11 protein-coding genes are annotated in these 13,093 nt (G+C 57.3%); all 11 read left to right on the forward strand.

What is annotated here, in order from left to right; translation table 11 throughout:
• The first annotated feature begins 156 nt into the window (after nucleotides 1–156).
• The 11 genes from cysK to DSM3645_RS25855 all read left to right on the forward strand — a co-directional run bounded on the left by cysK (nucleotide 157) and on the right by DSM3645_RS25855 (nucleotide 13,072).
• Nucleotides 157–1,098: a cysteine synthase A gene (cysK, locus tag DSM3645_RS25810; RefSeq protein WP_040353024.1), complete on the forward strand. Its 942-nt coding sequence runs from the start codon at nucleotides 157–159 to the stop codon at nucleotides 1,096–1,098.
• Nucleotides 1,099–1,384: 286 nt separating this feature from the next.
• Nucleotides 1,385–1,522 carry a hypothetical protein gene (locus tag DSM3645_RS30745; protein WP_161603420.1) on the forward strand — a complete coding sequence of 46 codons (138 nt, stop codon included), beginning with the start codon at nucleotides 1,385–1,387 and terminating at the stop codon, nucleotides 1,520–1,522.
• Between the two features lie 68 nt (nucleotides 1,523–1,590).
• The gene (locus tag DSM3645_RS30750; RefSeq protein WP_050769506.1) at nucleotides 1,591–1,989 is read left to right on the forward strand and encodes a DUF4112 domain-containing protein; all 399 of its coding nucleotides are present in this window, start codon (nucleotides 1,591–1,593) and stop codon (nucleotides 1,987–1,989) included.
• Nucleotides 1,990–2,205: 216 nt separating this feature from the next.
• The gene (locus tag DSM3645_RS25820; RefSeq protein WP_237564936.1) at nucleotides 2,206–5,382 is read left to right on the forward strand and encodes an SHD1 domain-containing protein; all 3,177 of its coding nucleotides are present in this window, start codon (nucleotides 2,206–2,208) and stop codon (nucleotides 5,380–5,382) included.
• Between the two features lie 118 nt (nucleotides 5,383–5,500).
• Nucleotides 5,501–8,713: an SHD1 domain-containing protein gene (locus tag DSM3645_RS25825; protein WP_002655596.1), complete on the forward strand. Its 3,213-nt coding sequence runs from the start codon at nucleotides 5,501–5,503 to the stop codon at nucleotides 8,711–8,713.
• 85 nt (nucleotides 8,714–8,798) lie between these two features.
• On the forward strand, nucleotides 8,799–9,218 hold the full coding sequence (locus tag DSM3645_RS25830; protein ID WP_002655597.1) for a hypothetical protein: 420 nt from the start codon (nucleotides 8,799–8,801) through the stop codon (nucleotides 9,216–9,218).
• Nucleotides 9,219–9,327: 109 nt separating this feature from the next.
• Complete coding sequence (locus tag DSM3645_RS25835) at nucleotides 9,328–10,068, forward strand: ABC transporter ATP-binding protein (RefSeq protein ID WP_002655598.1); 741 nt, start codon at nucleotides 9,328–9,330, stop codon at nucleotides 10,066–10,068.
• Nucleotides 10,068–10,835: an ABC transporter permease gene (locus tag DSM3645_RS25840; protein WP_002655599.1), complete on the forward strand. Its 768-nt coding sequence runs from the start codon at nucleotides 10,068–10,070 to the stop codon at nucleotides 10,833–10,835. The genes DSM3645_RS25835 and DSM3645_RS25840 overlap by 1 nt, the downstream gene beginning before the upstream one ends.
• 115 nt (nucleotides 10,836–10,950) lie before the next feature.
• The gene (locus DSM3645_RS25845) at nucleotides 10,951–11,337 is read left to right on the forward strand and encodes a hypothetical protein (protein WP_002655600.1); all 387 of its coding nucleotides are present in this window, start codon (nucleotides 10,951–10,953) and stop codon (nucleotides 11,335–11,337) included.
• Between the two features lie 89 nt (nucleotides 11,338–11,426).
• Nucleotides 11,427–11,867: a cytochrome c gene (locus DSM3645_RS25850; protein ID WP_002655601.1), complete on the forward strand. Its 441-nt coding sequence runs from the start codon at nucleotides 11,427–11,429 to the stop codon at nucleotides 11,865–11,867.
• Nucleotides 11,868–12,154: 287 nt separating this feature from the next.
• Nucleotides 12,155–13,072, forward strand: a complete 918-nt coding sequence (locus DSM3645_RS25855; RefSeq protein ID WP_040353391.1) for a cation diffusion facilitator family transporter — start codon at nucleotides 12,155–12,157, stop codon at nucleotides 13,070–13,072.
• Nucleotides 13,073–13,093 lie beyond the last annotated feature (21 nt).

Genomic DNA, 13,093 nt, shown 5'->3' on the forward strand with positions numbered 1-13,093 from the left:
CTTGTCCAGGTTGACATGAATACGGGTTTCTCGTAGTTTGAGCAGTTCTCTACTTGGCTCCCGGGGACTTCCTACTCGCGGAAGACGCATCAACCGGATTGCAGCCGGGCCCCGCCGGCAATTCTTCACCGTCGAAATTGTTTGGAAGGAAAAGTCATGCCACGCGGCAAGTCTTATGACGATGCTTGCTCCGCCATCGGTGATACGCCGATGATCAAGATCAATCGCTTGGTTCCTGAGGGGCACGCGACCGTCTTTGCGAAATGCGAGTTTTTCAATCCGCTCAACAGCGTCAAAGATCGCATTGGTTACGCCATGATTGCAGACGCCGAGAAAAGCGGCAAAATCAACCAATACACGCATATTATTGAGCCGACCAGCGGCAACACCGGCATCGCGCTGGCGTTTGTCTGCGCCGCCAAGGGTTACAAGCTGACGCTGACGATGCCCGAGTCGATGTCGCTCGAACGTCGCGCGCTGCTTCGCGTGATGGGCGCCAATCTGGTGCTCACGCCTGCGGCCGAAGGGATGAAAGGCGCGATCAACACCGCTCACGAAATGGTCGAGAAAGAGTCTGGCGCCTGGCTCGCGGGGCAGTTTGACAACCCGGCCAATCCGGCGATTCACGAAGCGACGACCGGTCCCGAAATCTGGGAAGACTCGGGCGAGAATATCGACGCTATCGTCGCAGGCGTCGGCACCGGCGGCACGATCACCGGCGTCGCACGGTACATCAAATCCAAGAACCCCGATTTCAAAGCAGTCGCGGTCGAACCGACGAGCTCGCCGGTCATCAGCGGCGGAGCGCCGGGCAAGCATCGCATCCAGGGAATCGGCGCCGGGTTCGTGCCCAAGAATCTCGACACGTCGGTCTTGGACGAAGTGATCAAAGTAGATGACGAGGACGCGTTTGAATGGGGACGCCAACTTGCCAAGCAAGAAGGTATCGTCGCCGGCATCAGTAGCGGCGCCACCATGTGGGCAGCCGCCCAATTGGCCGCACGTCCCGAAATGAAAGGGAAACGGATCGCCGTGATTATGGCGAGCCTGGGCGAACGCTATATCTCGACTCCGCTGTTCGGCGGTCTCGACGGCTAATCGCTTTCTCTTCACGCAAGCAGCATCCCAAAAAGAGTCGCGAGTCCACTCGCGGCTCTTTTTTTGTCTTGATCGCTGCGAATGTTGGCCGCGCATAGGTCCCGCTGCGCGGATTCGAACCAGCCCCGGAAGTCGCCGCTATCGCTTTTCTGGCCGGCGGCAGTCTTCTGTAAGCCCTTTCTGTTAAACGTCTTGTGATCAAAGTTGCCGAAATCTGAAATCTCGGCATGCCGACTGCGTTACAGCCCTAACAGGAAAATGAGTGAACGTCGCAGGGAGGCAAATCATGTTTCATTTATGGATGCTGATCGCGTTGGGATTGACGCTGTTGGGCGTGATACCCGGAACGGCGAGTTGGCGAATTCCATCAGGCGTCTTTGGGCTATTGGTTGTCCTGATGGTCGTCATGATTCTTTTGTTTTAACCAGGCGGCTTGTCATGCCCGCAGATCCAAACCAGCCAGTGAAGCCACCGTCGTCGCGGATGCAACGCATGCGACGATTTGTTGACATCATGGAGAATGCGGTTCGCATACCCGGCACGCGATACCGCATTGGCCTCGACGCGTTGTTGGGGCTCGTCCCAGGTGTCGGCGATTTTGTCACCGCGACGGCGGCTTTTGTATTACTGTGGGAGGCGCGACGCCTAGGGATCCCGTTTGGCAAACGGGCCAAAATGGTGGGCTATATCTTCTTTGATATGCTGATCGGCATCGTGCCGTTGGTAGGAGATCTGTTTGATGTCGCCTACAAGTCGAATACGCGGATCCTGAAAATGATCGAAGAGCATATCGCTCAGCATGGCGACGCGACGGTGAATCCGGCGAGCCGAATCAATGTGCCGAAATTCTTACAGCGGCCCCATGCCGCTAAACCGCGACGAGCCGATTAGAAGTCTCGTGCCTGGGGAGCGAGTCGCTCGCATTTTTAGCGAGCGGACAAACCTGTTGCGGTTACGATCAAAGCGCCTTCCGATTGGTGATTTTGACCCGGATCAATCCATCGATTACGATCGGGGGGCGGGACATTGCAGCCAGCAGTCCCGGCGTCGCTTCTCTAACCACTTCCAGGGGCAATGGCAGTGCGCGGCTTTCTCCTAGCTCTACTCGTGCTTGGCTTCGCCGCACCGATTGCGGCTCACGAATGGCATGCTCGCACCGGGGGCTTTTCGGTCAAAGCCCAATTGGTCGAGCTGCGCGGCGGCGCAGTCGTCTTGAAACGAGACGACAACGGTCAGGAGATATCGGTTCCGCTCGACAAGCTGAGTCTCGATGACATCCGCTTTGTGCATGCCGAATTGGCCCGTCGGAACGAGACGATCAACAACGGCGGCCCAGCCAAAATGCCGGCGACGGCGCCAGAGTCGAAGCCAACATCGTCGTTTGCGCCTCCTCGTCGCCCCACGACGCGACCATCTGCGGATCCGTCCGTCTCAACGACCGCGCAGGCTTCCACCGCTCGCCTGGACAGCAACGGCTATCCCATAACGCCGGCCAGCAACGCCGCAGCGCCTCGTGTCGCGATTGCTTCGCAGCAAGGATGGCAAGTTTCCGCCGATCCCAGCCCATTCGAATATGAAATGCCGAAAGACATGCAGGTGCAAGTAACCCTGCCGCAAGATCTCCGTAGCGCTGCACCGGTATACTCCGAACATCTGGGCCATTTCATTTTTTTTAGCGAGTCGTCCAACGCTTACCATGCGTTTCACCTCCCTACGAATAAGTTCACCGGAACGATTCAGTTTGGTACCTATGGACCGCAACAGATCGCTTATAGCGCCGATGGTCGTTATCTGGCGGTTGTGATTCGCAACGATCCGACGGCTGTTCTGACTGCGGAGATTTGGTCCTTTGCGACAGGGCAGTTGGTACGCAGTTTCCCGATGGACGACAATCTGGCGACGATCTCGGCAATTCGTTTCGCGGGCCCAGATCACATCGTCATCGTCAAGAAGCAAATCGATCTGCTGGAATGCTATGACATCGCCACCGGTCGCCTGATCAGCGAAAGCACCGTTCCGGACTTCTACAATAATACTTCAATGGCCGTCAGCCCCAGCGGCGCCTATGCGGCGATCTACGAATCAAAATCGAAGATGGTGCATTTGATTGATTTGCGTTCGGGGGTCGAAGCAGGCGTTGTCGGCGGTGAAGATCAGATCCCGAAAAATGCATCGCTTGTTCGCCTCTGTTTCTCACCAGATGGCGAAGAACTGCTCTTTTATTCGTCCGATCGATTCCGCCGACACCTGATCACTTGGGATATGCGCAGCGGCGAACCATTGGTGGATCTGAATTTTGAGGAAGATCCAAGCAAAAGGGGCATCCGAACCTATTCCTATGGAGGCCGTCCGATCGAATGGCGACCCGATCGAAGCGGTTGGCTGATTGCTGGTCGAGTGCTTGTCGAACGCAATCGGCCAGAAGTCGTTTGGGCTGACGAATCGCCCCATGGCAATTTCGATCTTCGCTCGTCCCGACGTTTCATCGACAACGACCGGCTACTGGTTCATTTCCAGAAAACCTATACCGAGACGACTTTGTCCCTGATGAAACTTCCGATTGAGGAGATCGAAGCGACTCGGTCTCTCATCGCCAAAGGGGGTTCGGCAGTCGACCTTGGCTTGCCGCCGTTGACGCAAATCTTTGTCGGCCAGGCGCGAGAAATTGCCCCCAGTACGCAATGGAGCTATCAGCCCGACGTAGCGCCGCAGGTCGCCACAGCCGACCTGAAGAGCAGCATTGACGTGCAAGCGACCTACCGCCGGTTGAAGAGTCTGAACATCTGCCGTGCGTCCAATCGCGCCGTCGTCGGTTTGGGTGAATTGGACGCCAAACAACGGAAGCAGGGTTTCAATTCAAGCGACGCGCAGTATTTGGAACTGATCGATTTGGCGGAGGGAAAATCGATTCATCGCATGACGCTTCCGTTCGCTGCGCGCTTGATGGCGGTTGCCGGAACCGGCGACTGGGCTGCATTTGCGTCGTCCGGCAAGCGAGATCGCGTCGACCTGTTTGATCTGACGAGCGGCGACTCGGTTGTCGCATTTCGTCCCTTTGGAAACGGCGATGGCCAAATCAAACAAATGGCCTTTGGGTCTGATCGTGCGCTGCTGTGGATCTTGACCGACGAAGGCGAATTGACGCAGTGGCGCTTGCCTGAATGCCGGGCCGTAGCGCGGCGCGATTATGGCAAAGGAGCCAGCATTCAGGCGTCTCCCAGCGGCCGCACTTTGTGCGTCGCTGCGTCAAAATCGTACGAGCTGATTGACGCCGATACCGGAAAAATGCTCGGCACCCTCGCTAGTCCGGATCGCTCGTTTCACCATCATGCAGGTTATGTCGCATTCTCTGAAGATGGTCGCAAATTAGCGATTGCCCGCAAGTCGGGACGCCAACCGCAAGAGGTGATTCTGTGGAATCTGATGACGAACGCCGCTGCGCATAAGTTCAATCTGCCGTACACGCCGTATGGACTTTCGTGGGGTTCCGACCTTGTGTTGCTGATTGACGTCGTTACGCCGATGGACGAAGAGCAGGAACCGCGTCATCTAATAGCGGTCGATCTGCTGTCCAACCGCGTCGCATGGCACTACCGGCTGCTCATGGAAGGACAACATGGTTTTCGTGGATCGGACGGGCGCCATTGGTATATCGCCGGCGATCAGAGGCGTCGAGACTCGGTGTTGCACGCCGTTCAATTGCCGCAGCGGGACGAGCTGGCGAGATTTGGCGGTTTGCAGCCGCTTGCGGCGCTGTTGGGCCCAGGCGATGCGATCAACGTTCGGATCGCTGCGTCAATTCCTTCCGTCGATCCGAAGCGGCCGAATGTGAAGCAGGAACTACTCGAATCGTTGCAAGAGAGAGCGGTCGCACTGGGCTATCGACTTGATCCAGCGGCCGAATATTCATTTGTTCTGGAAGCGAGAGAGTCGGGGACTTCCCAATCGGTGAAAGTACAAGAGGTGGGAAAACGATCCGCCGTGCAGACAATTCCCATCTCCGAGGTGAATGTGTCGGCCAAGATCGTCAATCGCAGCGGCGCCACCGTTTGGACAGAGAAAAGCAGCTTCAAAACCAATGTCGGCTACTTCGCCGCCGTCCCTCAAGGGACGAGTCCGGCCGCCTACTTTCGAAACCAGCAGTGGGAATCGGTGATCGGCTGGATGTTCGGCGCGCCGTTTCCCGGCGTCATTTTGAGCCCGGCCGCGTCGACCGGCGCCGGCGTCTCCTCTCTGTCGGCGTTGGGGGCGCGAATCGAGAGCGTTGCGCCACAATCAAACTAGGGCAGGTGCGACGCGCCCCCTCTTTTGACCCGGCGAGATCGATGGGTTACGATCGGTCACGGGACAACGCCGCCAGCGGTACCCACTTTTCTTAACTTCTCGTTTTAGGGCTTCAGCTGTGCGAACGTTCTTATGTTCTCTGCTTGTTGTTCTTTTCGCCGCGCCGGCGCCGGCTCGCGAATGGCATGCTCGCCAAGGCGGATTCTCGGTCAAAGCGGAGCTTGTCGATTTACGCGATGGATCGGTGTTTTTAAAACGAGACGATAACGGTCAGGAGGTTGTAGTTCCACTCGACAAACTGAGTCTCGAGGATGTCCGGTTTGTCCATGCCGAACTGGCCCGATTGACCAACGCGATCAAAGGAAGCAGTCCCGTCGAGATGAATCGTACCGAGGCGGCGACGCGCTCACCCTTTAAACCGCCGCGTACGCCGACGAAGTCTGCGCCACCCAGTTCTGCTTCGTCCGTTGTCGCCGCACCCGAAAAGGATCTAGACAACTATCCCAGCATGCCGGCCAGCGGCGCTAAAGCGCCCCCGTTGCCGGTCGCAGGGCAACTAAATTGGCAGGCGGCGCCAGATCCGAGCCCTTATGACTATCGCCTGGTCGAGTCCGTTCAGGTCAACGCGGCTGCTCCGAACGAGAGCTATTCGCTGCATCCGAAATTCGCTGAGCATCCCAGCCACTTTGTGTTTTTTGAGGAAAGCTCGAAGAACTTCTCCGCATTTCATCTCCCTACGCAAAGACTCGTCGGCGAACTCAAATTCGATGAATATGGACTTCGAAACGTAGAGTACAGCCCTGACGGCCGCTACCTGGCGGTTTCTGCGCGGAACAAAGACACCCACCAGATGGAAGTGCAGGTCTGGTCGTTCGTCACCGGCAAGCTCGTGCATTCGTTCGCCCCAGACGGCACGACCAGATTGATTACGGCGGTTCGCTTCGCCGGCTCGGATCGCATTGTGATCGCGTGTTCGGGGGATCGATTGATCTCCTGTTTTGATATTGCCACCGGTCGCAAAATCAGTGAAGCGAGCCTGCCTCTATTCACAAACGACGAGTCCTTGGCCATCAGCCCCGGCGGTTCTTACGCGGCGATATTTTCTTCCCTCGACAAGAATGCCCGGCTGATCGATTTGCGCAACGGCGTCGAAGCAGGAGTCGTCGGCGGCAAGAGCGAGTTGCCGGCGTCATCCAGCTTGAAACAAATCAGCTTCTCGCCCGACGGTGAAGAACTGTTGGTCTATTCGACCGCGGGAGGAGGCCGGCATTTGGCGACCTGGGATATGAGCAGCGGGAAGCGACTGCTCGATCTAAATTTCCAAGAAGACCCCAGCAAAAGTCTCTCGCAGAGCTCTTCGTACCGGGATCGGCCGTTGGAATGGCGTCACGATCGTAGCGGCTGGCTCATCACGGGGGGCGCGTTGGTCGAACGCGGTTCCGCCGATATTGTGTGGATTGATCGTTCGCAAGGGGGCCCAGGCTTTTCGCACGAATCCCGCCGATTTGTCGACAATGATCGATTGCTGGTTTTTTCGAATGCGAACGATCGCCGCATGCGGATGTCGCTGCTGACGATATCGGCGGAGGATATCGCAGCGAACAGGGCGCTGCTCGCTAAGGGAGCGACCGCCGCGGACCATGGCTTACCACCGCTCACGCCGATCGCTGACGCAGAAGTGGAAGAAATCGAGACCAGCATCCAGTGGAATTATCAGCCCGACGTCGCGCCGCAGGTCGCCGCTAAATCCATGACATCAAAACTGAGGATCTCGGCGCCTTTGCTGCAACTTGGGCACGTGTATCAATGCCGCTCGTCGAATCGCGTCTTGATCGGATTGCGCGAGCCAGAGGAGAGCCGGCGATTGCACGGGCTCTCCACGATCGAGGAACAATATTTTGATTTGATGGATCTCGCAACAGGCAAACCGATGCAACGGACTTCGATTCCGTTCCCCACTCTGTTGAAGGCCGTGGCGCCAACCGGAGATTGGGCCGCATTTGTGACGAAGGAGAGCAAAGACCGCGTCGATCTTTTTGATCTGACGACCGGCAAGCCGGCGGTAGCGTTTCGCCCTTTTGCCAGCGGCGGCGACAAGATTGGAGCGCTGGCGTTTGGCTCTGATCGGACGATGTTGTGGGTCTTGTCGGAAGCAGGCGAACTAACGCAGTGGAAGCTGCCGGAATGCCGCGCTTTGGCGAGACGAAATTATGGAAGGTCGACCCGGCTTCAGTCGTCTCCCAGCGGCAGCACCTTGTGCGTGATAGCGCCAAGTCAGACCGAATTGCTGGACGCCGATTCGGGCAAAATGCTAGGTACGCTCGCCAGTCCGACCGACGAGCAGGTCAGCGGATACGGCCATGTTGCCTTCTCGGACGATGGGCGGCAATTGGCTTCTTGCCGCTTTTCGACCAGCGGGCCGCAACATGTGGTTCTTTGGAACCTGACGGATAATCGCGTGGAAAAGACGTTTGAGATCCCGTTCAAACCCTCTTTTGTGGCGTGGGGATCCGCTGACGTGCTGTTGATCCGCGTTATGCACGACGGCAAAAGTAAAGTGGTTATCGCCGACCATCTAGCAGCGGTCCACTTGCCGTCGGAGCGCGTCGTCTGGAATTATTTAATGCCCCATGGAGCCTTTGGCTCTCTCGGATCGGACGGGCGACAATGGTACGCAGCCAGCGCTTTGACACGTGCCGATTCGACCCTCGTCGCCGCCGAGATGCCCAGTCAGGCAGAGCAAGAGAGTTTCCGTGATTTGCGCCCCGTCGCTCCGCTGTTGACCCGTGGCGACGCGATCGCAATCAAGGTGGACGCCGAGGTCCCCTCGCTCGATTTGCAACGTAAAGACCTGTCCAAAGATTTGCAGGAAGGATATGTCGCCAAAGCGCTGTTGTCCGGCTATCAGCCGGATCCCGATGCGGAGTATGTTTTGTCCGTGGAAGTGAGCGAAAAGCTGACGCCAGATACGCTCCGCCTGCGCGTGTTGGGGCAACTCTATATTGAGTCCGTTCAAGTCACGGAAGTGACCGGTCGGTTGCGACTAGCCGATCGCAATGGGAATGTTGTCTGGCTCGAGGAGATCCGCGAAAAAACGAACGCCAACTCGGCTCGGCGAGGCTTGCCGCGAGGAATGAAGGCCGCGGACTTCCTGCGTCTGCAGCAGTGGCACAGCGTGGTTGAATGGCTCTTCAAAACTCCGATTCCGGCGACTTTCTTCGAACCTAGTTCTGCCGACGCCGCCGGCATCTCGGTGCTTACGCCTGAGGGGATTGATGTCCGCAAGCCGATGACGAAATCGAACGATAAGCCGGCCGATCAAGCCATCTAGATCGACGGCCTTCGGACCTTTCAGCGGTTGCCGAATCGCAGCGTGATTTCGGAAAGCTCTTCGCTCAGAAACCAGCGGCGGAAACGTGACGACAGAACCCAACGCCGAAACGACGGAACAGCCCAATAAATCGTCGTCAGATCAATCGATATGGCGACGAGTGTGGTCGTATTGCTTCACGCTTGGGCAACATCTGCTGATCTTCTTCCTTGTCTTCACAGTATTGCTGCAAGCGGCGCCCCCTTTTCTCGATTTCTTCGACGACAACGAGGTAGATCTTCCTCCATCGACAATGCTTGTATGGACGATCAGCCGGAGTTGGGCGAACTATTCGCTTTACTACGTTATTATTGGCTTGGGACTGGACGCCAGTTTGTTGGCGATTTTGACCTTCGCTTTGCCGCCGCGGCTTCAACTCAGCTCTTTCTACGCCCAGGGGTGCCTCTGGATGACGATCTTGATGCTAGTTTTTGTGATCCTGTCCCTTTCGCTTCCGTTCCGTTAAAAAACCTCCGCCAACGGCCTCAACTCGGAGATGCCCCCTGCCTCACGGTCGCGTCTGACCTAAACTGTTAGAGATTCCATATCTCTCCGGTTTTCGCTTGTCCTCCACCATGATTCAACTTTCCGCGGTCACTAAATCGTTTGCCGAACAGCAGGTGATCGCCGCTACCGACCTGACGATCGAGCGCGGAGAGTTCGTCTCGCTCGTCGGCCCTTCGGGCTGCGGCAAGTCGACCCTTTTACGGCTGATCGCCGGACTTGAGACCGCCACCAGCGGCGAGGTCACCATCAACCAGCATGTCCCCGCCAACGCCGAAACCGCGTTTGTCTTTCAAGATCCGACGCTACTGCCGTGGCGCACCACATACGACAATATTCGCTTGCCGTTGGAACTGTTGGGCCGAACCGGCGCAGAACCGCTCGCCAAAATTCCGGCGGCGATCGATTTAGTGGGGCTGCGGCACGAAGACGCGCGCAAACTGCCGCGAATGCTTTCTGGCGGAATGCGAATGCGGGTCTCGCTGGCCCGGGCGCTGGTGACCGATCCGCAAGTCTTGCTGTTAGACGAACCATTCGCCGCACTCGATGACATCTTGCGGCAGCAATTGAACGAAGAGCTGTTGGCGATATGGGGCCAACGAAAATGGACCGGCGTCTTTATCACGCACAACGTCGCCGAAGCGGTTTTCCTGAGCCAGCGCGTGTTGGTCATGTCGGCTCGACCGGGCCAAATTGTGGCTGATGTGCCGATCCAGTTCGATCTGCCGCGCGGCGCCGAACTACGCGCTTCTGGCGCGTTCGCCGCTCAATGCGGCGTGGTCTCGCACCACTTGCGTCAAGGAGCCGCCTAATGCGTGAGACCTTGCAGCGCGTTTTGTTGCCAACGGCGACGCTGTTGATCGCACTGGCGATCTGGCAGACTTGCGTGACAAAGGGGAAGATCCCTCCCTATTTGCTCCCGAGCCCGGCGGCGGTCGGTGCGGCGTTTTACCGTAACGGCGCCGATTTGTGGAGCGGGACGCTGCTGACAGGCGTCGCAGCGCTTGCGGGATTTGCAGCGGCGGTCGTGTTGGGCACCCTGGTCGCGCTCCTCTTCTCGCAGTCGCGACTGATTCGACTCAGCGGATATCCCTATGCGATCTTCTTTCAAACCGTGCCGATCGTTGCGATCGCTCCTTGGATCGTCACCCTGACCGGATATGGTTTGCCGAGCGTGATTGTGGTCGCGACAATTATCAGCCTCTTTCCGATCATCACCAGCGCCACCACGGGAATGCTGTCGGTCGATCACAGTTTGGTCGAATTGTTTCGATTGCATCGGGCCTCCCGCTGGCAGACGCTATGGAAGCTGCAGTTTCCGACAGCGATTCGCTACCTGGTGACCGGAATGAAATCGAGTAGCGGGCTGGCGGTGGTCGGAGCGATTGTCGGCGAGTTTTTTGTCGGCTATAGCGGCGCTCAGCATGGGCTGGGATATTACATCCGCAGTTCTAGCGACAACTTAAAAACGGACGAACTGTTCGCAGCGATGATTTGCTGCACGTTGCTGGGGGTGGTCGTCTTCGCCGCGATCAATTTGCTGGAACGGTTTGCGCTGCGACGGTGGACCGAATCGTAGGGGGGGGGAGGGGAACGCCGCCCCATAATCTCCTTCGTTGACAGCCGCCGCTACGAGAACTAAGGTTACAAAGTCGTCTCCGATCAGCGTTTTCGTCGCTTTTCCGCCAAGCACTATGATTCGCATCGTCCACATCACGCTTGTCTGTCTGCTGCTGCTCTCGATGCAGACGCAGCTGCCGTGGGCGCATCGTCATGAATCGCTTGCGCCGCTGGAATTGGCGGCCCATCTACAGCAATTTCATGCAGGGACACCGGCGACGAATATCCCCCATGGTTGGCACGTTCATCGTGCATCGGCAATGCTAGTCGATCCCGCGCTTGAGCGAACCGAGGATTTCGCGGGGCTGGACGCCGGTGCAAACTGCGGCGGCCTCGCCGCATGGCGGCGCCAAATCAGTTCTAGCGCCGATCAGTTGGGTCGAAACGCGGCCCAACAGACGTTCTGTAGGCAATCGACGCCGCTCCCTCTTTTTCAGGTCTATCAGTCGCTACTGATTTAGACGCGCGAACTTCTTGACTGGATGGTTATGGCGCTGGCTGCTGCGCTGGCGCCAATGATTTTTGCTTTTTCTGCTAGGAGAATTCTGCGATGAAATTTCGAATGCACTTGCTGAGCTACGCCGCACTTTCGGTTGTTTTATCCCTGGTGAGCGGCGCTACCGCCGCCGAACCGAAACCGGTGGAAGAGGACATGCACGAGTTTATGGAATATGTCTTTCAACCAACTTACAAACGGTTAAAGCCGGCGATGGCGAGCCAGCCGAAAGACAATGGAGTCTGGAAAGAGATCAAGTCGACGTCGTTGATTATGGCCGAGGGGGGCAACTTGCTTTTGATTCGTGCTCCCGAAAAAGACGTGTCCGCATGGAACGAATACTCGGTCGCTGTGCGCGATCTGGGGGGCGATCTCTATCGCGCCGCCCAGAAAAAAGATTACGCCGCCGCGACGACGCACTACAAAGCGATGCTGACCAAGTGCAATAGCTGTCACGACAAGTTCGCGCATGGTGAACATCAACTCTCGCCGTAACTTTTTTTGCGCCGACCAATCAAGGCCGACGGATGCGAGAAAACCGCTCCGCCGGCCTTTTCTTTTGGCGTGCGCTACGCCACGATAGACGAGCCCCCAATGCGATTCGCAGCCCGGCAGCGCAAGCGAGGAAAGTGTGGCGGACCGAATGCCGAAACTACTTCGCGATAAATCTTTCGCGCTTCGACATTCGTCATTTGCTTGCGGCCGCATTTCCCTTGCTGGCGCAACGGGCTACGAAGAGAAAAATCTCTCGCGCTCGCGCAACATCCCAGGTTACTTGCAAATTGAATAGCTCCTCCGCTTCCTCTCCTGCACATCTTTACCGCAGCGCGACTCGCGCCGCTTGGTTAGGGTTGTTCGTGAACTTGACGCTGGGAATTGTGAAGCTTGCCGGAGGCGTTTTAGGGGGTTCGTTTGCGCTCATCTCTGACGCTATTAATTCTCTCGGCGATTCGTTAACTTCGATCGTCGTTATATTTGGACTCTGGTATGCGCAACGCCCGGCCGATGAAGAGCATCCCTATGGCCATACCCGGGCCGAAGCCGTCGCCGCGTCGAACGTCTCGATGTTGATTATGATATCGGCGGTTTTTGTCGGCTGGGAAGCGATCCGCCGCTTGGGAACCGTGCACGCGACGCCGCCGGTTTGGACGATGTGGATCGCGGCGATCAACATGGTGATTAAAGAATCTCTCTTCTGGTACAAGCTGACGATTAGTCGCCAGACAAAATCGCTGTCGATCGCCGCTAGCGCATGGGATCATCGCAGCGATGCGCTCTGCTCATTAGCGGTGCTGCTGGGTCTGGCGATCGTCCGTTGGGGCGGCCCTTCGTACATGTGGGCCGATGAGACCGCAGCGATCGTCGTCGTGCTGGCGATTTTGATCAACACCAGCCGAATGTTTCGCCAAAGCACCAGTGAGCTGTTGGATCCGCAAGCGGACGAAGAACTGATTCAACAGATTCGCGCCGCCGCTGAGTCCGTTCCCGGCGTCTGCGCCGTTGAGAAACTCTGGGTCCGCAAAACCGGCATCGAGTTTCTGGCCGACATCCATATCGAAGTCGACGCCCAACTCACCGTCGAAGCAGGACATCGGATCGGACATCGCGTCAAAGACAAGCTGATCGAGCAGTTCGCCCAACTACGCGACGTGCTGGTCCACCTAGAACCTTATCCGCACGAACCACCTCCCTCGCCGTAGTCGGCAGGGCGTCTCGAATTT

Origin of the sequence: Blastopirellula marina DSM 3645, assembly GCF_000153105.1 — a bacterium.
In the GTDB taxonomy this organism is placed as follows: Bacteria; Planctomycetota; Planctomycetia; order Pirellulales; family Pirellulaceae; genus Blastopirellula; species Blastopirellula marina.